We start from the raw sequence: 22,562 nt of genomic DNA, 5'->3' as shown, positions 1-22,562 counted from the left end.
GCAACACCGACAGCAATCTGCTATTCCAGAACTACAACCAATCGGCCCAGCTCGCGCAGCAGCAGATCCAGAACCAGATCAATGCGCAGCAGACCGACCTTGCGCGCAATTCGGCGCTCTACCAGTCGGGCATCCAGAATCAGCTCACGGCTGCGCAGCAGAACGCCGGGAACATTCTCAATGCGTCACAGGCGATCACTGGGGCAAACGCGCTGCAAAGCCAGTTCCTCGGGCAGTATGCGAACCTCGCCGGCCTCGGTCAGCAATACAACCAGGGCAATCTGGACCAGGCTTACAACGACTGGTACATGAAGAATTATGGCTATCAGCAGCAGTAGCTCAACAACTACGGCAATGCGCTGAATGCCATCGCTGGCAATTTCACGGGATCGGCTACGACGGGTCGAAATCCCAACTATCAGGCACGCACTGCTGGCGGCGGACTCGCGTCTGCAGCAGGCGGAGCACTCTCTGGCGCTGCGGCGGGTAGCGTAATCCCTGGCCTGGGCACAGTCGCTGGCGGCGTCATTGGTGGCGCTGCTGGCCTTCTCGGCTACTACCTCTAAGGAGCGGACATGGGCATTTTCAATTTCATGACTGGGCAGACATAGCCCGCCTACGATCCGTCCGGCCTACAGCAGTATCAGCCACTCTGGAATACCGGCAACCCGCAGGGCATGAATTACGCGAACGTGCTGGGCGGCGGCAACGCCATTCCTGCATCGCAGGGCATTGACTGGTCAGTGCTTGGACCGTGGGCGCTATCACAGCAGGGGACTTCGCACGATTACATGTCGATGCTTTCCGCACTGGGTGGGGCGCTGCCGAACTCAGCTCCAATCGGACAAGGCTAGGATAGCCTCCCATCGGGCTATGTACGGCATCCACTAAGTCAGGTTGACCAGCAGGCAGCTGGCTACATCGGCCCCGGCTTCGCTCCCCTCATTCGCCCGGTGGGTTCTGCCCTCCGCACTCGCTAAGGAACAAGCGATGACTACCCAGAACCGTACGTTCAACCGTGTCGAATATCACGTCACCATTGATCGTGCATCGCCCCTTTCCAATATCCATGCGCTTGCCGCCCAGGCGTTCGTAAAGGCATAGACGCCGATAGGTGCAGACGAACAACAGACTTCCGACAGGGAAGGTCATCCAGTCCTGTACTGCGCCGAACTCGATTTTCGTCACCCAGCCATGTTGAGGGCGCTCGTCCATATTCCGGCAGATCGAGATACAACGATCTTCTGGATTCCTTACTCTCACGTCCTTGGCATCCTGGAACTCCACGGCGCCAAGCCCGGCAGCAAGGAAGATTCTGATGAGTCGATGAGCCATACCGCAGAGAAGGATGACGCTGGTGGTCTCGAATCGGCCAGCTCAGGGAGGTATCACTGATGACCTGGCAACCCGGCCAGCCGGTCCTGACTGCATCGGATGAATCCGAATGGCAGGCCTGGAGAAGGGCACGCAAGCTTGAGCAGCAGCGGAAACGCCGGAAGGCTAACCCTCGCATCGACTACTACCCGAGCAAGGAAGCTCGGGCGGTTATCGAGAGCCTATGGCAGCCCTGTGCTGGCGGCGACTACTCGTCAGTGATCGACAGTCTGGTGCTGGCCTCTGCTGATCTTCCGGAATAAACAAGGGCCAAGTGGGACTGCTGATAACAATGAAAATCAATCGAAGGAATCATTCGTCGGTTACCGGGCGCCGCCAGATTCCACTTATGCATGGTCACGATTCCTTCCCCACGGCCCCGCATGGGCGCACCGGATCGCACACGCGATTATTCAGGCCTGGTGACCACGCCAACCGATCCGGTCGGAAACTGGATGCGTGCGCGCGAGTTGTTGTCACGGTTTGAGATCGACAAGTTGAGCCGCGCCGTCGACCGCGAAGAATGGACCATGTCGCCGCAGTCGGTGAATGGCTACTACTCCGTCAGCCGCAATCAGGTCGTGTTGCCCGCGGCGCTGCTGCAGCCGCCTTACTTCCAGGCCGACGCCGATGACGCCGTCAACTACGGCGGCCTGGGCTTCTTCATTGCCCATGAATTGACCCACGCGTTCGATCGCGCCGGCAGTCAGTATGACGGAACGGGCAAGCGCGTCGAATGGATGACGCCAAAGGACCGTGCCGAGTTCGAGCAGCGCGCACATGCGCTAATCGCGCAGTACAACCGCTACGAACTCGCACCGGGCGATCACCTCAACGGCGAGCTGACGATTGGCGAGAACATCGCCGATACCTCGGGTTTGGCGATTGCGCATGACGCCTACCGGATGGCGCTTGGACAGCGATCGGCCCCTGTCCTGGACGGCTTCACCGGCGAGCAGGGCTTCTACCTGGGCTTTGCCCGAACCTGGGCGTCGGAGCCCATCAGGACGCAGGCAGCTATCACGCAGGCCCTGGCGGACACGCATGCGCCCGATCGATATCGGGTGCTCGGCGCGGTCGAGAATCAGGATGCGTTCTATCGCGCCTTCCAGGTGAAGGAGGGTGATCCCATGTTCCTGCCATCCGCCAGCCGCGTGCGCCTTTGGTAGCGATTGGAAAGCGGGGCGCGTGTCGATTCCGCGGTAAGCCGTTCGTCGTGTGTGCAAACGGAGGCGAGAACGGCTTCCCAATGATGCTGTTCATCGATGATATGGCTTCCGATCACAGCGCTCTGCAATCACCAGGAGATCACGATGATTCCCACCATCACCGCCTTTGAACGCTCGCCCGATGGTGGCAAGGGGCTGGCGCGCGATACGCGTGTGCGCTGGGCGCTGGAGGAGGCGGGCCAGCCGTATCGGGTTCGCCCTGTGTCGTTCGCCGCGATGAAGGAGCCTGCGCATATGGCTCTTCATCCCTTCGGGCAGATTCCCACCTATGAGGAAGGCGACCTTGTGCTGTTTGAGTCGGGCGCGATCATCTTCCATATCGCTTCGCGTCATGCAGGATTGTTGCCGGAAGAACCGAACGCCAGGGCGCGGGTGATCACCTGGATGTTTGCCGCGCTCAATACGGTGGAGCCGCCGATCCTCGATCTTTCCACCGCCAGGATCATGGAGGCAGACAAGCCCTGGGCCGAGGAGCGGCTTCCTCTGGTTGCCGATCGCGTCCGTCATCGGCTGAGTCAGCTTTCCGCACGGCTGGGAGACGCCGAGTGGCTGGATGGCGCGTTCAGCGCGGCCGACCTGACCATGGTGTCGGTGCTGCTCAGGACGAGGCCATCGGGCATCCTGAATGAATTTCCCAACTTGGCCGCCTATGTCGCCCGCGGCGAAGCGCGCCCCGCATATCAGCGGGCATTCGCTGCCCAATGGGCGTTCAATACCGGTCAACCCCAAGCCGGCTGATGGTGTCTTGCCGCAATGGCGAGTCTCACGCCCTTTGGTTTGGACGGCCGTGGCATAAAGAAACCCGATTGCTGCGGTGCGCATCAACGGCGTCAGCCTCCCTTCACGATTCCGCAAGAACAATCGCTTCGCTTAGTCGCAAGCGAAGGATTCGCTAAGACAGAACTCGGTGCCTCTTGTCCGGCGGGATATCCGGAAGACGGCTGGCATCCGATCGACCGGATGGGTGCAACCTCATGCCAGGCATATTTACTGTCTCACTTGATCTTGAGTTGTATTGGGGCGTGCGTGACAAGCGCAGCATCCAGGATTACGAAGCGAATCTGCGTGGCGAACGTCAGGCGATTCAGGAGATGCTGGTCACCTTCGATGCCTACGGGGTTCATGCCACCTGGGCGACGTTGGGCTTTCTTTTCTTTGCCGACGTATCGGAACTGCGCACGCGGCTGCCACACGCCACGCCGACCTATCACAACAGCGAGCTTTCGCCGTACCCCTATATCGAAACGCACGAGTGGGGCGTGGATGACCAGTATCACTTTGCGCCGGAAGTGATCGATCTTATCCGCAGCTATCCGGGACAAGAGATCGGCACGCACACCTTTTCGCACTACTACTGCCTGGAGCCGGGGCAGACGGCGGAAGCGTTCCGCGCCGACATGGCGGCCGCGATCGAAACGGCGAGGGCGCGCGGCATCGAGATTCAGAGCCTTGTTTTCCCAAGGAACCAGGGCAACCCGCAGTATCTGTCACTGCTGCAGGAACTAGGTATTCGCTGCTATCGCGGCAACGAAGTGGCGCCGTTCTACACGGCGAGAAACCAGGAGCAGCAGAACGCACTGGTTCGCGGCCTGCGACTGCTCGACGCCTACGTCAACGTGACCGGGCACAACACCTATAGTTTTGAAGAGTGCGCGCAGAGCCGGCCGTTCAACATTCCATCCAGTCGTTTCCTGCGGCCCTATTCGCCGTCTTTCGCGTGGATGGACGATCTGCGATTGCATCGCATCAAGCGCGCCATGCGCCACGCGGCGATCAATCATCGACTGTTCCATCTGTGGTGGCATCCGCACAACTTCGGCGCGCACGTGGCGGAAAACCAGCGGTTCCTCACTCGGATTCTTGAGTACTACGAGCAACTGCGGCAGCGCTATGGCATGCAGTCGCTGAACATGGGGGAGATATCCAACCTGTTGGAACGCATGCATGCCGGTTAGGCCGCGCGTTGTGATGCTCGCGGGGGAGGGAACCTCCACGCGGCTCATGTACAACGCCTTGCGTGCCAGTTGTGATGTCTGTGCCGTGGTGATCGAGGAGAAACCCTCGTCGTCCGCGATGATCCGATACCGGATGAAGAAGCTGGGCGTACTGGCAACCCTGGGGCAGGTGGCCTTCATCGCCTATAGCCGATGGCTGGCCAGGGCATCGAAGGCGCGTATAGACGAACTGATGCGGCGGTATGGCCTCGATGACGCGCCGATCCCTTCGGAGCTGGTTACGCATGTGGCCAGCGCCAACCGGCGCGAGGTCATCCGTCTGCTCACCACGTTGGCGCCTGATGCCGTCGTCGTCAACGGCACACGCATTCTTTCGAGCAAGTTGCTCGGGTCGGTGAAGGCACCCTTCATCAATACGCATATGGGGATCACGCCTGCGTATCGCGGCGTGCATGGCGGCTATTGGGCGCTGGCCACGGATGATCGCGAGCGCTGCGGCGTCACCGTGCATCTGGTGGACGAGGGCGTGGATACCGGTGGCGTCCTCTATCAGTCAACGATCGACGTTGAAAACGACGACAACTTCTCCACCTATCCCATTCATCAAATGGCCAAGGCCATCCCGCTGATGCAGGCGGCGCTGGTCGATGCCGCGGAGCATCGCCTTGCGCCAGTCGAGCGCAGTGGTGATTCGCGCCAGTGGTATCACCCGACGCTGACCTTCTACCTGAAGCAGCGGCTGTTGAAAGGGATCAAGTAGACCCTTCACCTAAGCGCCTGCGGCCGCTGAGTGGGCGTCGCTTCGTGACGAACCACCATCGGCAGGACTTCCTCGTTCACGTTTGTGCAGGTCGCCGTAAGCTTCATGCCTGGCCATGATCGCGATGGCAAATGAACGGCTCATGCTGCATTCACCATATGCGGCGTTGCGCGAACGTATGGACGTCCATTCATATTCGATGGAATCGCCTCGTTCTCTCATTTGTGTGTTGGAAACCCGGGCATTTCTGGCCCATTGGTGGCCTATTAACCGGTTTCGCCAACCGTTCTGACGAACTCATTAGCGCGCCTCGACCATCAGGCGTGGTGAACGCGTCGATACAACCTTATGGAAATGTCGAGGCTCCATGACGAAGCGAAGTCATGGAGAACGGTTCGTGCAAGTTTCGGCGAATGGCCGGCAATCCATAAGCCAAGGTTGGTGCGCCTTCTGTGATCCCATCAGGAAGAATGAACGAGAGTAGCGGTAGTCGACTAATCCTCGTTGTTCACGTTCGCGATGAATGTGCTTGGTTCTTCGCATCACGTCAGCCTTTGCGAAGAAAAGCCTGAAATTCAGCATGAACAAGGCATCAGCGCAAACGCGTATCACGCATCGAGCGGCAGCTATCCACGCGAATCTTCCCTGATCCGTTCCGCCTCGGTTCAAGGTTGAAATCGTAGTTAAGTATCTCTGCTCGACACGCTGTTCCGCCTGCTGATCATCCGATCGCAACAACAGGTGGCTATGCTTCAGGGGCTCCGCAAGTCGGAACGTCCCACATCAAAACAGGGGGGCTTATGGCTGGCATCGTTGGTGTCGGTCGACCTTGAACGGGAGCCCAAAAAAACTGTGTTTAGACGGATATTGATCGTGTGCAGAGGCAATATTTGCCGCAGCCCTACGGCCCAATACCTGTTCCAGCGTCGCACGAATATGCGTGGCCTCGAGGTGAGCAGCGCCGGACTCAACGCTGTCGTCGGGAGCCCTATGGATGCGACGGCGATGCAACTTCTCAGCGAAAAAGACGGCGTCGATGGATCGACTCATCGCGCCCACCAGCTTGTTACCTCGATGTTGTTGGGAGCGGACCTGGTGATATGCATGGAGAAGAATCACATCGATGAGATGACGGAGTTCGCTCCCGAGGCGCGCGGAAAGATTCACCTGCTCGGCAAATGGACTGACGGGCGCGACATTCCTGATCCATATCGCAGGAGGCGGCCAGTATTCGAGCGTACCCACGAGATGATCGTCCGTGGCGTCGAAAGCTGGATGCGCTATCTATGACCCCTTTCCTTCATTGGTGAGAATCCAGGCAACGAAATGACCGTACAACTGGCCACCATCCAAGATCCATTGTCGCGCGAAGACGAAATCGATCTTCGCGAAGTGCTCGGGACGCTGCGCGATTACCGGTGGCGAATCGCCTTCATCGTCCTCGCCTTCATCGCCTTGAGCGTCGTCTACGTGATGCTCGTCACGCCCATCTATCAAGCGACATCGATAGTGCAGGTGGAGCAGAAGGTGCCCAGCCTGCCCGGGCTGAGCGCGTTGACGCAGACGCTGGGCGCGGCGGACTCCCAGGCGACCACCGAATCGGCGCTCATCACGTCGCGCATGGTCGTGGGTGCGGCCGTCGACAAGCTCAACCTGAAGATCGAGTCGTCGCCGGCGCGCTTCCCGTTGATCGGCGGATTCTTTGCGCGTCATTTCGCGTCCAAGAATCCAGGCAAGCTCGCTTCGCCATTGCTCGGCATGTCGCGCTACGACTGGGGCGGATCGAAGCTGGAGATATTCCAGCTCGATGTGCCCGACGCGTTGCTGGACAAGCCGCTTCGGCTGACGGCTGGGGAGAACGGCGTCTATATCCTCCAGGACAAGGACGATAACGTCCTGCTGGTGGGCAAGGTGGGCCAGTTCTCGCAGGCGCATGGCATATCCGCGCAGGTTTGGTCGCTGGTGGCCAATCCGGGCACGCGCTTCAAGGTCATTCGCCACCGCGAACTTACCGTCGTCAACAAGCTGCAGAAAGCCATCACCACGACGGAGCTTGGCAAGGACTCCGGCATCATACAGCTGACCTACAGCAATACCAATGCAGCGCTGGCGGCGGAGTTCCTGCAGCAGGTGGGCGAGCTCTATGTGCGCCAGGACATTGACCGGAACTCCGCCGAGGCAGCGAGCAGCCTGAAGTTCGTCAGGGAGCAGCTGCCCAATGTGCGCCGTGACCTGGAAAAGGCGACCGCTGCACTCAATGCGTTCCAGAACCAGGCGCACTCGGTGGACGTCAGCATGCAGACGCAAAGCCTGCTGGATCAGTCGGTCTCGATCGACACGAACCTGCAGCAGCTGCAACTTCAGCAAGCGCAGATACAACGTCAGTTCACGCCACAGCATCCCGCCTACAAGTCGCTGATGCAGCAGATCGGCCAGCTGCAGGCGCAGAAGGCCGCCATCGAGAAGAAGGTCAACGGGCTCCCCGACACACAGCAGGAACTGCTGAAGCTCAACCGCGACGTGCAGGTGACCAACGATACCTACACGGGCCTGCTCAACCAGGCGCAGCAGCTGGATATCGCCCGCGCCGGTACGGTGGGTAATGTCCGCATCATCGACAAGGCCGCGGTCGACGTGACCGACCCCATCTGGCCCAAGGGAACGCTCGTATTGCTGGGCGGAACCTTGCTGGGCGGCCTGGTGGCGCTGCTCTACGTGTTCATGCGCGAGGCGCTGAATCGCGGCATCGAAGATCCAGCCGTGATCGAACGCATCGGATTGCCGGTGTACGCCACTATCCCCGTCAGTGTCCGGGAGCGCTCGCTCCAGATCAGGCGCGCGCGCGGGGACGGCAGGCAGCACATGCTGGTGGTGGATGCACCGAAGGATCTCGCGGCGGAAGCCTTGCGCAGCCTGCGGACGAGCCTGCATTTCGCCCGCCTGGAAGCAAAGAACAACGTGCTCATGATTTCCGGCGCGAGCCCGAATGCCGGCAAGACCTTCGTCGCGGCCAACCTCGCGGCGGTGATCACGCAGAGCGGCCAGCGCGTGCTGCTGATCGATGGCGACATGCGCATGGGATCGCTGCACAAGGTGCTTGGCGGCAGGCCTGAAGTGGGACTTTCCGAAGTCATATCGGGGCAGGCGCAGCTGGCCGACGCCGTGCGCTCGGTGCCGTCGCTGGAGAACCTGCATTTCCTTCCGCGCGGCAAGGTGCCCCCCAATCCTTCCGAGCTGCTGATGAATGCGCGGTTCTCGGAGCTGGTGAATCACCTCAAGACACGCTATGACCTCGTGATCATCGATACGCCGCCCATCCTGGTGGCGACGGATGCCTCCGTCATCGGACATCACTGCGGCACCGGCCTGCTGGTGGTTCGTTTTGGCGTCAACCAGGTACGCGAGGTCGCCGTGGCCAAGCAGCGTTTCGAGCACGACGGCGTCGTGATCAAGGGCGCCATCTTCAACGCGGTCGAGAAGCGCAGTACTGGCTACTACTCGTATGCGTACTACGAACTGAGCGATACGGGTACATGAACGTGACTTCCATCCATCGAATGACTCGTGCGGGACTTTCCTCGAATGCGATGGATGGAAGGTGTCGCGGACGAGGGAGTCGTGTAGGCACGGACGATGCCATTGCTGGCAGCCAGTCATCGCCAGGTCATTCGCCGAGAACCCCGAGGAACCGGAATAACGCCCATGAAGAACTTTGCGCTTATCGGAGCCGCTGGATACATAGCCCCACGCCACATGCAGGCGATCAAGGCGACCGGGAACGTGCTCCTGGCAGCTTTCGATCCCAACGACTCGGTTGGCATCATCGATAGTCACTTTCCAAATGCAGACTTCTTCACGGAATTCGAGCGCTTCGATCGCCATGTGGACATGCGGCGGCGAGCCCGGAATGGCGGCCAGATCGATTTCGTCTCCATCTGCTCGCCCAACTACCTGCACGACTCGCACATGCGCTTTGCACTTCGGTCGGGCGCCCATGCCATCTGCGAAAAGCCCGTGGTGCTCAACCCCTGGAACATCGACGGCCTCGAGGAGATCGAACGGGAGACGGGCAAGCGGGTCAACACCATTCTTCAGCTTCGCCTCCATCCCGCCATCACCGCATTGCGCGACAAGGTTCGGCAAGACAAGCGAAACACCAAGTACGAGGTGGACCTCGCCTACGTGACATCGCGCGGCCACTGGTATCTGCAGAGCTGGAAAGGCGACCAGAAGAAATCGGGCGGCATCGCGACCAATATCGGCGTCCATTTCTTCGACATGCTTCATTACATCTTCGGAAAGCTGCAGTCGAACGTCGTCCACCTGAGCAGCGAAACCAAGGCGGCTGGCTATCTGGAGTACGAGCACGCCCGCGTGCGCTGGTTTCTCTCCGTGGATGTGGAGGACGTGCCGGCGGCGCTGCGCAACACCGGGGTCCGCACCTACCGGTCCATCACCGTGGATGGCGAGGAGATCGAGTTCTCCGGCGGCTTCACCGACCTGCATGACCGTAGCTATGTGGAGATTTTGGCAGGCCGTGGCTATGGCCTGGAGGATTGCCGTACCGCCATCGAGACGGTGGCCGCGATACGCACGGGGCGACCCGTTTCCATGAACGAAGACATCCACCCGTTCCTCGCCAGGAAGAAGATTGCATGAGCTACTACAAGCATCCGTCCGCCATCGTGGATGACGGGGCACGGATCGGCGAAGGTTCACGGGTCTGGCATTTCGTGCACGTCTGTGGCGGCGCCCAGATCGGCAAGCACGTATCGCTGGGCCAGAACGTGTTCGTCGGCAACAAGGTCGTCATCGGCGACGACTGCAAGATCCAGAACAACGTATCGGTCTATGACAACGTCACCCTCGAAGAGGGCGTGTTCTGTGGGCCGAGCATGGTGTTCACCAATGTCTACAACCCGCGCTCGCTGATCGAGCGCAAGAACGAATACCGCGACACGCTGGTCAGGAAGGGCGCCACGCTCGGGGCGAACTGCACCATCATCTGCGGCGTCACCATCGGCGAGTTCGCCTTCGTGGGCGCCGGTGCCGTGGTTACCCGCGACGTGCCGGCCTATGCGCTGATGGTGGGCGTGCCGGCGACGCAGGTCGGCTGGATGAGCGAGTTCGGCGAGCAGTTGAATCTTCCCCTGGAAGGGCATGGAGAAGACGTCTGCCACCATTCCGGCAAGCGTTACGTGCTCAGGGGGCGTGTCCTGGAGCTGCTGGAGACCGTTTCATGATCGACTTCATCGATCTGAAGCAGCAGCAGGCGCGCATCAAGGACCGCATCGACGCCGGCATCGCCCGCGTGCTGGCCCACGGCCAGTACATCCTGGGTCCGGAAGTGGACGAGCTTGAGAAGCGGCTGGCTGATTACTGCGGGGCCACGTTCTGCGTTTCGGTAGCCAACGGCACCGATGCCTTGCAGGTGGCCCTGATGACGCTCGGCGTGGGGCCGGGCGATGAAGTCATCGTGCCCGGGTTCACGCACATCTCCACGGCGGAAGTCGTGGTGCTGCTGGGCGCCAAGCCGGTCTACGTGGATATAGACCCGCGGACCTACAACCTCGATGCGAGCTTGCTGGAATCCCTGGTGACTCCGCGCACCAGGGCCATCATCGCCGTATCGCTGTATGGCCAGTGCGCCGACTTCGATGCGATCCATGAGGTGGCCGGCCGGCATGGCATCGCCGTCATCGAGGACGCGGCGCAGAGCTTTGGCGCGAGCTACAAGGGCAGGAAAAGCTGCAACCTGAGCGTCATCGCGTGTACCAGCTTCTTCCCGAGCAAGCCCCTGGGATGCTATGGCGATGGCGGCGCGATATTCACCAGCGATCCCGATCTCGAAAAAGTGGCCAGGCAGATCGCGCGCCACGGCCAGGATCGCCGTTACCACCACGCGCGCATCGGCGTGAACAGCCGCCTGGATACCATGCAGGCCGCGATTCTCCTGCACAAGCTCGACATTCTCGACAGCGAGATGGAGCTGCGCTCGCAGGTGGCGCAACGGTATGCGGAGCGCCTGGCAGACGTGGAAGGCGTCGTTCTGCCAAGCATCGACGATCACAACGTCAGTGCATGGGCGCAGTACACCGTGCGTGTTTCCGACCGGGATGCCGTGCGCAAGCATCTGGAAGCCTCGGGCGTGCCGACGGCTGTCCACTATCCGATTCCGTTGAACAGGCAGCCCGCACTGTTGAACGGCGACGATCCGCTTCCCCGTTGCGACGAAGCGGCTGCCGAGGTGCTCAGCCTGCCCATGTCGCCCTACCTCGAGCGCTCGCAGCAGGACTTTATTGCTGATGCGCTGATATCGAGCGTTTCAAGATGACGCCGCGTTCGGAGACGGACGTATGAAAAAGCTCATCTTCGGAAAGTGCTATGCCTTTTGTGGGGAAGCGGACCATCTGGTCTGGCTGGCCGAGTGCCTGGCGCTGTATGCCGACGCCGGTGACCTGGAGACGCAGGTCGAGATCTGCATCTCTCGCGATGTCTCGTCGGACACGCCGCTGGCTGTGAATCCCCGATTCCATCGAACGCTGCAGGACGGGATGCTGACCTCCTTTCCGGCCGTGGACGTGACCTGGCGCTGGTCGACCAGCGGGTGCCTGATGGTCGATGCGGTGTTCAAGATGAGGGACGGCATCAAGCACCGCGTCAAGAAGCTGCTGTCCATGGAATACGCAACCGACGTGGAGTACTTCGAGCAGCTGCTGCACGAGTTCGTGCTGGTTCCATCCACGTATTTCTTCGACGATCTCGCGCCTGTCCACGCATCGTGCATGACGGTGGATGGCGCGGCGTTCCTGCTGGCCGGCACGGGCGGCGCCGGCAAGTCGGCGGCGATGCTCGCCATGCGCCGTCACGAACGCGTGGGTTTCGTCTGCGACGACATCGCCGTCATGTCGATCGCCCCGTCGTCGCGTTCGATGGTCTACGCCAACATGGCGTGGCCGAAGATCTACGGTTACGACTGCTTCGGCAACGAGCTCGGCGACCTGATTTTGGAGGGTCGCGGCTGGGTCGACCGGACCCATTTCCGCGTCAAAAACTGGATCGATCCGGCGATCGTACGCAGGAAGATCCGGCCCGATCACCTGTATCGCGAAATCGAGCCGCTGGCGGCGCCAGCGTCGCGGCTGTACTACGTGGTGCGCGAGGGTATACCCGATATACGCATGTCGGCGCTCGATGTGAGCAGCGCCGTGGAGATGACGGTTGCCGTGGTGGGCGCCGAATACAGCATATTTCACGACCACCTGTACTGGGAAAAATACAACGCGCTGGCAACGGGACGCCGCGCCATGCTCACCATGGACAGCGTGGTGACCAACTGGCGCACCGTGCTGGCCAACTGCCTTGCCTCGGTGGATTGCTACAAGCTGAGCGTCCCGTTCGACCTGGACCACGCCACGTACCGGCGTCGCATGGTCGACATCCTCATGGGGGAGGTGGCCGTCCCATGATGAGGGTAGTGATCCTTACCAATGCCTATCCCTACTTGCCGGGTGAGCAGTTCATCGATGATGAAATCGTCTACTGGGCCGAGCACAAGGATGCACACGTCACCCTGATGCCCGCCGTGGCGAACGGCGAGCCGCGCCCGCTGCCGCCCGGCATGAGCATCGATACGGCCTTCACGTCCGGGCGATGGCTCGGACGGCTGGTCGCCGTGATCGAAGCCCTGTTCAACGACATCTTCCACAGCGAGTGGCGGCATTTGCGCAGGGAAGGGAAGCTGGGCTGGCGCACCGCCTTGCGCGCCTTGCTTCACAGCTCGAAGGTGCTGCAACAGGCCAGGCAGTTGACGCGATACGCCGACAGGAACGGCGATATCGACGTGGCTTACTGCTATTGGAACGACACGCAGTCCTACGCGGCCATCCTGGCCAAGGCCAGGGGGCGCGTGCGCCGAGTAGTGACCCGCGTGCACGGCGTGGACTTGTACGAACCCCGCCGATACCGGGAGTACATGCCGCTCAAACGGCAGTTCATCCAGTCCTATGACCGCATCTACGTCTTGTCGTCGCATGCGGCGTCGTACATGGCGGCAACCTACGGTGCACCCGCGGAGAAGATGCAGCTGATTCCGCTCGGCGTTCCGCTCGAACAGGCGCTTTCGCGCCCGAGTCCCGAGGGGCGCATCCACATCGTGTCCGTGTCGTTCTGTCTGCCGGTCAAGCATCTCGAGCGGATCGTCGACGGGCTGGCCATGTTCGCCCGGGAGAACCCGCAGGTGCAGGCGAAATGGACGCATGTCGGCGGAGGTCCCTTGCTCGAGGAGATCAAGGCGCTGGCAGCGAACAGGCTCGGGCCCCTGTCCAACATCTCCTTCGAGTTTCTCGGCTATGTGCCGCATGAGGACGTCAAGAACGTCTTCCTGGAGGCTCCGGTGGATGTACTCGTCAACACCAGCGAGTCCGAGGGTACGCCGGTGTCCATGATGGAGGCCATGAGCACGGGTGTGCCCGTGGTGGCGCCCGACGTGGGCGGCATCTCCTATGTTGTATCCGATGAGTGTGGCGCCTTGATGAGCGGCAGTCCGGACGATCGCGAGATATCGCGGGCCATCGCGCGGGTCGCTCTGGGAGAGGACAGGCAGGTCCTGCGCTCCAACGCGCGACGCGTGATCGAACGCCGATTCGATGCGTCGAGAAACTACCGCGACTTCGTCGCCAATGTACTCAGCGTCGGAGCGAACTGAATGATCGCGTTCGAGCCGCCAATACATACCGATGCGTGGTCACCCGGCGCGACTGGAGCCATCGCATGGTGAACATCAAGACCATCCTGGCGTTCGCCATGGGGCCCATCGCGAGTGCTGCGCTCGGGTTGATGACGGTGCCCGCGATCGCATGGATTTTTCCGCCGAGAGACGTGGGTCGACTGAACATGGTTCAGGTGTCGGTGTCGTTCGGCGTACTACTATTCAACCTCGGTCTTGATCGCGCTTATGTGCGCGAGTATCACGAATGGCGCGACCGCGGCGCACTGCTCAAGGCATGTTTCACGCCGGGTTTTCTGTTGATGATGCTGGTCGTGCTGATCAGCATTCCATTCGATGAGCGCATTGCCGAGTGGCTGTTCGGCGTGGGCCACGTGGCGTACTACTGGATACTCGTCGCTTGCGTGATCGTAAGCTTCGTCTCGCGATTCCTGTCGCTCATTTTGCGCATGCAAGATCGTGGCATCGCCTTCTCCCTGAGCCAGATCTTGCCAAAGGTCATTCTTCTGGTGGTGATGGGCGTGTTCCTCTTGCCGATATTCGAACGGTCATTTGGTGGGCTCGAGGTGGCGTACCTGCTGTCGCTGCTCTCGGTGCTGTTCATCTATAGCTGGAACACGTGGCGCCATTGGGTTCCCGCAGTGTCCGCGTCGGTGTCGCGTGAACAGGTCAATCACTTGCTGAGCTATGGCGTGCCGCTCATCTTCGCCGGCGTTGCCTACTGGGGGCTGGATGCAACCAGCTCGGTGGCATTGCGTAGCCTGTCCACGCTTCCGGAGTTGGCCATCTATTCGGTGTCCATGAGCTTTGCTGGCGTGGGCGTGGTGTTCCAGACCATCTTTACCGTGCTCTGGGCGCCCATGGTCTACAAATGGGTGGCCGGCGGCGTGGACATGCGGCGCGTGGACGACATCGCGCGCCAGGCGCTGGCCGTGGTGTGCACGCTCTGGACGCTGACGGGCTGCCTGTCGTGGTTGACGGATTTCGTGCTGCCCGCGCACTACGCGCAGGTGAAGTACATGATGTTGTGCAGCATCGGCCAGCCACTGCTGTATACGCTTTCCGAAATCACATGCGTGGGCATCGGCATCACGCGGCGATCCATGCTGTCGATGTGGTCGACCATCGCCGCGCTGGCGGTGAACGTCGCCGGTAGCCTTTGGCTCGTGCCCGCGCATGGTGCCGCTGGCGCGGTGGCAGCCAATACCGTCGCCTTCCTTGCGTTCTTCGTGGCGAGGACGGAAGCCTCCGCGCACGTCTGGCGTCCCTTTCCGCGCGCGCGGCTGTACGTGTTCGTCACTCTGGCCGTGCTGCTTTCCATCGCAACGCTGGCGTTTGGTCCGGATAGCCGATTGCATGTCGGCCTGATCTGGCTCGCCTTGTTGCCTGTCGTCATGTGGTGCTTCCGCGCGGAGTGGATGGGCATGTACCGCTCGCTGCATGGCGCCATCAAGTCCGAATTCCTATCCGCCGAACCCGGGAAGGGATCGGGGACCGTTTCATGACTGCCATGGCTGGCCTAACCCAATCGTGCGGTGCTAGCGACGCGCCGCATAAGGACGAAGCGTCACTCCGCCGTGACGCTTCGTGCAGATCGAGGGCAAGCATGTGAGCAAGATCAACCTGTTTGTTTTTGCAGCACATCACTTATCCAACAATATTGCGTCCCAGCGCTTCAAGGGGCTGCTGAAGTATCTCGACCAGGGTAAGTACCGGGTGTTCGTCTTCGCGCGCGCAGGGCAGCAAGACCCGCCCGAGGTGAGCGACAGGGATGGCATCCGCGTCTACGCGCTGCCAGGGCATTGCGTAGGGAGCGAATCGCCGGCCATGGCGTCAATTCCAATACTCGCGGCGGCCTTTATCCGCTCACTGCCTTTCGCACTGGCGAACGACTCAAAGCCATCGCGCCAGTGGCTGGTGACGGCACTGTCCGAGGCCGACCGGTTGTGCCGGGAGCGGCTGGAGGCGGGAGAGCATTCCGTGGCCATTGGAACGTATTCGCCGGTCGATTCGTTGATTGCGGCGGCGAGCCTTTCCGCGCGGCATGACATCGCCTGTGTGCAGGATTTCAGGGACGGACTGGTTTTCGAGTCGCTCGGCAGGCCCGGCTGGCTTCCCCGGCTGGTGCGGGAAATCATCGAGCGAAGGGTGGTGGGCACGCGCGGCCTGATCACCTCGGTGAGCCGGCCGCTGGTGGACGACTTCAAGCGGCGCTATCCCGACAAGCCGGTGGCGGTGATTCCCAACGGCTACGATCCCGCCGATTTCTCGGCACTGGATCACGACGCCGAACGCGGGCGCGAAGCCGAGGCCTTGCTGGCGTCGACGGTCCCGGCGGGAGCGATGTTGATCGGACACTTTGGCCGCATCGGCGCCAGCGACAGTTCCGCATCAACGAGCCTGGCGTATTTCATCGATGCGATGAACGGCGATGATGCGGCAGCGTCGAGCCAGCGATGCGTGATGTTCGTGGGCGAACTGACGCAGGACGAGCGTGCGCTGCTCGAGCGGGCGCGCTTCCCGGTGGCCGTGCTTGGGCAGGTCGACCGCCGCCTGGCGCTGCAGTTGATGAAGCGTTGCCAGAAGCTGCTGTTGCTCACCGGCTCCCGCGCCAGCTGCGCTACCGGCAAGATATTTGAGTACCTTGCGGCCGGTGCGGACGTGGTCTGTGTTTCGGGCATCCACAACGCGGCCACGGCGATACTCGCGGAGACGCGGGCAGGGCAGACCGTGCTGACGAGCCAGGGTTCGCAGGGCGCCTTGAGCCTGCGCGGGGCCTTTGCGTCGCCCGGCAGCATCGATCACCGCGACATCGGCGCCTACAGCAAGGTCGAGCAGGCGCGCACGCTGGACCACTGGCTTTCCCGGGCGGTGACGGTATGAGCACCGGAGAAGGCCCCGTGACGACGCGTCACACGATGCAGCCCGCACCGCCGTCGCAGCTGCCGATGGTGAACATGTATCGGCTGACGGTAAGGCATCTTTTTCTCGGCTCGGCCTTCGTGCTGCTGCTGCTGGCCGTGGTCATTCCCAACTCGTTGCCCGTGCCCACGGCGGCCATGATCGGACTGAGCTGCCTGCTGTCGTTCCCGGCCATGCGCATGGGGCAGGGGCTCAGGAACCTGCTGACGCTGTACCTGTACAGCGTCATCGTGACGATCATCTACATGGTCGTCGGCGGACTGCATCATGCCACGATGGTGGCTCAGGCCCAGGTGGCGGCCGTCTATATTCTTTCGCCCCTGGCGTGGGTTTTCATCGCCGATGGCCTTTGCCGATACCTTGGCGTGGAGCGGCTGATTGACTGGTTCATTGGCCTGAGCATCCTATGCTGCGCCAGCGTGGCGGTATTCTTCTATCTGTTCCTGACGCGCGGCGCGGCTGCTGTCTCGTTCTTCTTCGAGGGAGCCAACGTCAATCTCGCCGAGGGCTTCTCCGGCGCGACGATGCACGTCTACGGCTCCATGATCTTTCTCTGCGGCGGCTTCTTCAGCTCGCCGGAAGTGATCAAGCATCGATCCCTGCGTTTCAGCCTGCTGGCCATGCTGCTCATCTGCGCGCTGACCTCCGGCCGCTCCGCGCTGATCCTGTCGGTACCGTCCGGCTTCGTGCTTGGCTGGCTGTTCTCGTCGCGCACGGTGGGTCACGCGAAGACGTCCGTGATGACGCGCACGGTGCGCTATGGCATCCCGGTGGCCATTGCGATCGTGGCGGTGCTGTTCATCCTGCAGTCGTACACCAAGATCAGCCTGTCGGTGGTCCTCAACACCGTCACCAACAAGCTCGCCTCCGGCGGCGGTTTCGAGCGGTCGCAGATGGCCAGGTCGCTGTACGCGGGCATACTCGACAACGGTGGCCTGGGTTCCGGTCATGGCGTGGGCGTGGACTACGTCAGCGACCCGATCCATCCCTGGCGCTACGAGCTGGTATGGCTGGCCACGCTGTATCGGGTGGGCTTGCTCGGCACCATCATCTACGTGTTGCCCTTCTTCCTGTACACGGCGTGGGTGATCAAGCTGGCCATTTCCTGCCGGCTGACCTCGCAGCACAAGTTCATGTTCTGCGGCTTCGTGTGTGCCTTCCTGGGAACCAACACCAACCCGTACATCGAGGCCTTTTCCCTGCAGTGGATGTACGTGATTCCGCTGGTGGCCATGTTCGTCGACTATCCGATGATCCTGAAACGGATGCCGAAATGAAGCGCATCAAGGTACTGCTGTTCTCCAAGTATTCGCGGCGCGGGCCCAGCTCGCGGCTGCGGAGCCTGCAGTACCTTCCGCTGCTGAAGGAGCACGGCATCGACGTGCAGGTGCGTTCCTTGTTTCCGGATGCGTACCTGGAGTCGCTGTACCACGGCCATGCCAGGGCCGCCCGCTACAGCGGCCTGTGGTACGGCGGGAGGCGCATGCTCGAGCTGCTGAAAAGCGAGGCGTTCGACCTGACCTGGATCGAGGGCGAGCTGTTTCCCTATCTGCCGATGTGGATCGAGTCGGCCCTGCTGAGCACGAAGCGCCCTTACGTGGTGGATTACGACGACGCGCTCTTCCACCGCTACGACCTTTCCTCGAACGCGTTGGTGCGCCGCCTGCTTGGCCGGAAGATCGACCAGGTGATGCGCGGCGCGCATTGCGTCACGGTCGGCAATGGCTACCTGGCCGAGCGCGCATCGAGTGCGGGCGCAAGACGTATCGAGATCATCCCCACCGCGGTGGACGACGGCCGGTACGACGTAACGGATCACGCTGGCGACCAGCGGCCGGTGATCGGCTGGATCGGCTCGCCTGCCACGGAGAACTACGTGCTCGACTATCGCGCGCTGCTTGAAAAGGTGTGCGTGGAGAACAACGCCCGCCTGATGCTGGTGGGCGCACAGCCGGCGGCGGCAGAAGGCTTCGATAAGGTCAAGCCCGAAGTGGTTCCGTGGTCCGAGGACACCGAAGCCGAGGCGATCGCCCGCATGGACATAGGCATCATGCCGTTGCGCGACAGCCCGTGGGAGCGCGGCAAATGCGGCTACAAGATCGTGCAGTACATGGCGTGTGGTTTGCCCGTGGTCGCTTCCTCGGTGGGCGCCAATATCGACATCGTCAATCATGGCGAGAACGGCTTCCTGGCCTCCAATGACAGCGAGTGGCGCGGCAGCCTGCAGCGGTTGATCGATGACCCGCGCCTGCGTCGCCGCATGGGGCGGGCAGGGCGGCAGTGCGTGGAAGACCACTACAGCATCAAAACGCAGGCGCCCCGGCTGGCGGCCTTGCTTCGCGACGCAGGGGGTGTCTGATGTGCGGCATTGCAGGCTTCTGGCGATTGGGTGGCGACGGCGGTGGCGGCCTGCGCGAGCGCGTCGAGGCGATGTCGGCGCGCCTGACGCATCGCGGCCCCGACGATGGCGGCAGCTGGCACGATGCGTTCGCCGGCATCGCGCTGGCCCAGCGTCGCCTGGCCGTGCAGGATCTCTCCGAGGCCGGGCACCAGCCCATGCATTCCGCCTGCGGACGTTACGTCGCCGTGTTCAATGGCGAGATCTACAACCATCTTGAGTTGCGCGAGCGCCTGGCCGCCCAAGGCGTGCCGGTGGCATGGCGCGGCCACTCCGACACCGAAACCCTAGTGGCGTGCATCGTGGCCTGGGGCATCGAGGAAACCCTGCGTTCCTGCGTGGGCATGTTTGCGTTCGCACTGTGGGATCGCAAACGGCGGGAGTTGATCCTGGCGCGCGACCGCATGGGCGAGAAGCCGCTGTATTACGGCTGGCAAGGCGGCACCTTGTTGTTCGGCTCCGAGCTCAAGGCGCTGCGGGCGCATCCTGCGTTCAAGGCATCCATCGATCGCAATGCCCTGGCCTTGTTCCTTCGCCACGACTGCGTGCCGGCGCCGCATACCATCTACAGCGGATTCTTCAAGCTGCGTGCGGGACACATGCTGCGCATCGGCCTGCGGAACGGGCGCGACGCGCAGCAACGACCGTACTGGCGCTACAACGACGCAGTGGTTTCCGGCGGCGCCGCTCCGTTCGATGGGTCCGACGCGGAAGCCACCGACGCACTGGAGCAACGCCTCAGCGAGAGCATCGGCACGCAGCTGCTTTCGGACGTGCCGCTCGGGGCCTTTCTCAGCGGCGGCATCGACAGCAGCACGGTGGTTGCCCTGATGCAGGCGCGCAGTCGCAGGCCGGTCAAGACGTTCACCATCGGTTTCGCCGAAGACGGCTACGACGAGGCGGCCCATGCACGCGCCGTGGCGGCTCATCTGGGTACAGATCACACTGAGTTGTACGTGCGCCCGGAGGACGCGCTGGCGGTCATCCCTGCGCTGCCCTCGATCTTCTGTGAGCCCTTCGCGGACAGCTCCCAGATACCTACCTTCCTGATCAGCCAGCTGGCGCGCAGAACCGTCACGGTGGCGCTCAGCGGCGATGGCGGCGACGAATTATTCGGCGGCTACAACCGCTATCTCGCGGCCCGCACCACCTGGGGCAAGGTGCAGCGACTGCCGCTGTCCTCGCGGCGCGCGCTGGCTGGCGTGCTGCGCGCGGTGCCGCCCGATGCGTGGGATCGCCTGATGGCGCGCGCCAAGCCGCTCATTCCCCAGCGGTGGCATCTCGCTTCGGCGGGCGACAAGGCGCACAAGCTGTCCGAGGTGCTCACCTTGTCCTCCGGCGAGGACTATCTGCTGCGTCTCGCCAGCTGCTGGCAGGATCCGGCGAGCGTCGTCGCGGGCGCGCATGAGCCGGCGACGGTGCTGACCAATCCGGCGGCGTGGCCGCGCACCGGGGACCTGGCGCAGTGGATGATGGCGATGGACGCGCAAAGCTATCTGCCGGACGACATTCTCGTGAAGGTGGATCGCTCGGCGATGGCCAACAGCCTGGAGACGCGCGTGCCCATGCTCGATCACCGCGTGGTCGAGTTCGCCTTGCGCATGCCGCTGCACCTGAAGATTCGCGAAGGCCAGGGCAAGTGGATCCTCCGGCAGGTGTTGCATCGCTACGTTCCCAAGGAGCTGGTGGAGCGACCCAAGATGGGCTTTGCCCTGCCGATGGACGATTGGCTGCGCGGGCCCTTGCGCGACTGGGCCGAAGCATTGCTGGACGAATCGCGGCTGCGTCGCGAGGGCTACTTCGAGCCCGCGCCCATCCGCGAAAAGTGGAAAGAGCACCTGAGCGGCCGCCGGAACTGGCAGCGACAGTTGTGGACCGTGCTCATGTTCCAGGGATGGCTGGAGGAAAACCAGGGGGCATCGTGACGGCGGCAAGCCACGTTCAACGCGTTACTCGTGGCTGGTCGCCGCCTTCAACTGCACGCCGGGAGGCGGGCACGAGGTGCGCCCATGAAAGCCATTCTTTTCGCCAACACCGACTGGTATCTCTACAACTTCCGTCGGACGCTGGCGTTGTCGCTGCGCAGGGCCGGCTATGACGTCCTGCTGATTTCGCCCGCCGGCCCTTACGGCGCCAAGCTGCGCGCACTCGGCTTGCGCTGGGAGCCGCTGCCCATGCAGCGGCGCAGCCTTAACGTGGTGCGCGAGTCGGCGTTCCTGCTGTACCTGGTGCGCCTGCTGCGGCGCGAGCAGCCGACGGTCGTGCACGGCTTCACCATCAAGTGCGCGGTGTATGGCTCGCTGGCCGCGAAGATGGCGGGCGTCGCCGCGCGCATCAACGCGGTGGCGGGCATGGGCTATGTATTCACCAGCGACCAGCTCAAGGCCCGGCTGCTGCGCCCGGTGGTGCGCGGCCTGCTTCGCCTGGCGCTGGGCGGCGAGCAGGCGCGGCTCATCCTGCAGAACTCCGATGACGTCAAGCTGTTCCGCAAGGCGGATCTCATCGATACGGCGCATATCCGCCTGATCCGTGGATCGGGCGTGGATTGCGCGAAATATGCCGCGGCGTCGCCGCGAAAATTGCGTGATGGCAGCACGCACGTGCTGCTGGCCAGCCGCATGCTGTGGGACAAGGGCATCGGCGAATACATCGCCGCGCTGCGCCAGTTGCGCGCGCAAGGCTATGCGGTGCACGCCATCCTCGCGGGCACGCCCGATCCGGGTAACCCCGCCACCATTCCCGAAGAAACCATTCTCGGCTGGGTGGAAGAGGGTCTGGTGACCTGGCTTGGCCACGTGGACGACATGGTGGCGCTGTTCAGCGCCGTGGACATCGTGGTGTTGCCCAGCTATCGCGAGGGCTTGCCGAGAAGCCTGGTCGAGGCGGCCGCGTGTGGCCTGCCGCTGATCACCACCGACGTGCCAGGTTGCCGCGAAGTGGTGGCGGACGGTGTCGACGGCCTGCTCGTGCCGGTGCGGGACAGCGACGCCATCGCTGAGGCCATACGCACGCTCGTGGACAACCCGGCGCTGGCGCGCCGGCTGGGCGAGGCGGCGCGGGCCAAGGCGCGCACCTACTTCGACGAACGCATCGTGATCGAGCGGACATTGGCGGTCTACACGGAGCTATGCGGGCATGGCGAGACGGAGCGCGTCAGGCGCTATGGCTGACGCCGCACCAGTCGCCCCATCGATTC

General features: G+C 62.3%; 19 protein-coding genes. 18 read left to right on the top strand and 1 reads right to left on the bottom strand.

Annotated elements, in window-relative coordinates; all coding sequences use genetic code 11:
* Positions 1–942 precede the first annotated feature (942 nt).
* Positions 943–1,287 carry a hypothetical protein gene (locus tag BDW41_RS04185; RefSeq protein WP_233496769.1) on the bottom strand — a complete coding sequence of 115 codons (345 nt, stop codon included), beginning with the start codon at positions 1,285–1,287 and terminating at the stop codon, positions 943–945.
* Between the two features lie 107 nt (positions 1,288–1,394).
* Between BDW41_RS04185 and BDW41_RS04180 the strand changes: the two genes are divergently transcribed.
* The 18 genes from BDW41_RS04180 to BDW41_RS04095 all read left to right on the top strand — a co-directional run bounded on the left by BDW41_RS04180 (position 1,395) and on the right by BDW41_RS04095 (position 22,536).
* Complete coding sequence (locus BDW41_RS04180; RefSeq protein ID WP_074546787.1) at positions 1,395–1,637, top strand: hypothetical protein; 243 nt, start codon at positions 1,395–1,397, stop codon at positions 1,635–1,637.
* Between the two features lie 192 nt (positions 1,638–1,829).
* A complete protein-coding gene (locus BDW41_RS04175; protein WP_158536975.1) occupies positions 1,830–2,543 on the top strand; it encodes a M13 family metallopeptidase in 714 nt (237 codons plus the stop codon).
* Between the two features lie 144 nt (positions 2,544–2,687).
* Complete coding sequence (locus tag BDW41_RS04170; RefSeq protein WP_074546979.1) at positions 2,688–3,341, top strand: glutathione S-transferase family protein; 654 nt, start codon at positions 2,688–2,690, stop codon at positions 3,339–3,341.
* Between the two features lie 176 nt (positions 3,342–3,517).
* Positions 3,518–4,558, top strand: coding sequence for a polysaccharide deacetylase family protein (locus BDW41_RS04165; RefSeq protein ID WP_233496768.1), 1,041 nt, complete (start codon positions 3,518–3,520; stop codon positions 4,556–4,558).
* Entirely contained in the window at positions 4,548–5,318 is a 771-nt protein-coding gene (locus BDW41_RS04160) for a formyl transferase (protein WP_074546784.1), read from the top strand. Before BDW41_RS04165 ends, BDW41_RS04160 begins: the two co-directional genes overlap by 11 nt.
* Before the next feature lie 816 nt (positions 5,319–6,134).
* On the top strand, positions 6,135–6,608 hold the full coding sequence (locus BDW41_RS04155) for a low molecular weight protein-tyrosine-phosphatase (RefSeq protein WP_343125749.1): 474 nt from the start codon (positions 6,135–6,137) through the stop codon (positions 6,606–6,608).
* 36 nt (positions 6,609–6,644) lie between these two features.
* Positions 6,645–8,855 carry a polysaccharide biosynthesis tyrosine autokinase gene (locus BDW41_RS04150; RefSeq protein ID WP_074546783.1) on the top strand — a complete coding sequence of 737 codons (2,211 nt, stop codon included), beginning with the start codon at positions 6,645–6,647 and terminating at the stop codon, positions 8,853–8,855.
* A 165-nt stretch (positions 8,856–9,020) separates the two neighbouring features.
* Positions 9,021–9,977, top strand: a complete 957-nt coding sequence (locus BDW41_RS04145; protein ID WP_074546782.1) for a Gfo/Idh/MocA family oxidoreductase — start codon at positions 9,021–9,023, stop codon at positions 9,975–9,977.
* Positions 9,974–10,561 carry an acyltransferase gene (locus BDW41_RS04140; RefSeq protein WP_074546781.1) on the top strand — a complete coding sequence of 196 codons (588 nt, stop codon included), beginning with the start codon at positions 9,974–9,976 and terminating at the stop codon, positions 10,559–10,561. Before BDW41_RS04145 ends, BDW41_RS04140 begins: the two co-directional genes overlap by 4 nt.
* Positions 10,558–11,652 carry a DegT/DnrJ/EryC1/StrS family aminotransferase gene (locus tag BDW41_RS04135; RefSeq protein ID WP_074546780.1) on the top strand — a complete coding sequence of 365 codons (1,095 nt, stop codon included), beginning with the start codon at positions 10,558–10,560 and terminating at the stop codon, positions 11,650–11,652. The genes BDW41_RS04140 and BDW41_RS04135 overlap by 4 nt, the downstream gene beginning before the upstream one ends.
* A gap of 22 nt (positions 11,653–11,674) precedes the next feature.
* Positions 11,675–12,787, top strand: a complete 1,113-nt coding sequence (locus BDW41_RS04130) for a hypothetical protein (protein ID WP_074546779.1) — start codon at positions 11,675–11,677, stop codon at positions 12,785–12,787.
* Positions 12,784–14,025 (top strand): glycosyltransferase, encoded by a 1,242-nt coding sequence (locus BDW41_RS04125; protein WP_074546778.1) that lies wholly within the window; start codon positions 12,784–12,786, stop codon positions 14,023–14,025. Before BDW41_RS04130 ends, BDW41_RS04125 begins: the two co-directional genes overlap by 4 nt.
* Before the next feature lie 65 nt (positions 14,026–14,090).
* Positions 14,091–15,551 (top strand): oligosaccharide flippase family protein, encoded by a 1,461-nt coding sequence (locus BDW41_RS04120; RefSeq protein ID WP_074546777.1) that lies wholly within the window; start codon positions 14,091–14,093, stop codon positions 15,549–15,551.
* Positions 15,552–15,654: 103 nt separating this feature from the next.
* Positions 15,655–16,929 (top strand): glycosyltransferase, encoded by a 1,275-nt coding sequence (locus BDW41_RS04115; protein WP_074546977.1) that lies wholly within the window; start codon positions 15,655–15,657, stop codon positions 16,927–16,929.
* A gap of 17 nt (positions 16,930–16,946) precedes the next feature.
* Positions 16,947–18,245: a hypothetical protein gene (locus tag BDW41_RS04110; RefSeq protein WP_233496767.1), complete on the top strand. Its 1,299-nt coding sequence runs from the start codon at positions 16,947–16,949 to the stop codon at positions 18,243–18,245.
* Positions 18,242–19,327 carry a glycosyltransferase family 4 protein gene (locus BDW41_RS04105; RefSeq protein ID WP_199535271.1) on the top strand — a complete coding sequence of 362 codons (1,086 nt, stop codon included), beginning with the start codon at positions 18,242–18,244 and terminating at the stop codon, positions 19,325–19,327. The genes BDW41_RS04110 and BDW41_RS04105 overlap by 4 nt, the downstream gene beginning before the upstream one ends.
* Entirely contained in the window at positions 19,327–21,291 is a 1,965-nt protein-coding gene (gene asnB / locus BDW41_RS04100; RefSeq protein WP_074546775.1) for an asparagine synthase (glutamine-hydrolyzing), read from the top strand. Before BDW41_RS04105 ends, asnB begins: the two co-directional genes overlap by 1 nt.
* A gap of 84 nt (positions 21,292–21,375) precedes the next feature.
* Positions 21,376–22,536: a glycosyltransferase family 4 protein gene (locus tag BDW41_RS04095; protein ID WP_074546774.1), complete on the top strand. Its 1,161-nt coding sequence runs from the start codon at positions 21,376–21,378 to the stop codon at positions 22,534–22,536.
* The last annotated feature ends 26 nt before the right edge of the window (positions 22,537–22,562 follow it).

Source organism: Dyella sp. AtDHG13, from assembly GCF_003201105.1.
Lineage (GTDB): Bacteria > Pseudomonadota > Gammaproteobacteria > Xanthomonadales > Rhodanobacteraceae > Dyella > Dyella jiangningensis_B.
The sequence above is the reverse complement of the archived record's forward strand: the minus strand, read 5'-3'. Positions and strand labels throughout refer to the sequence as shown.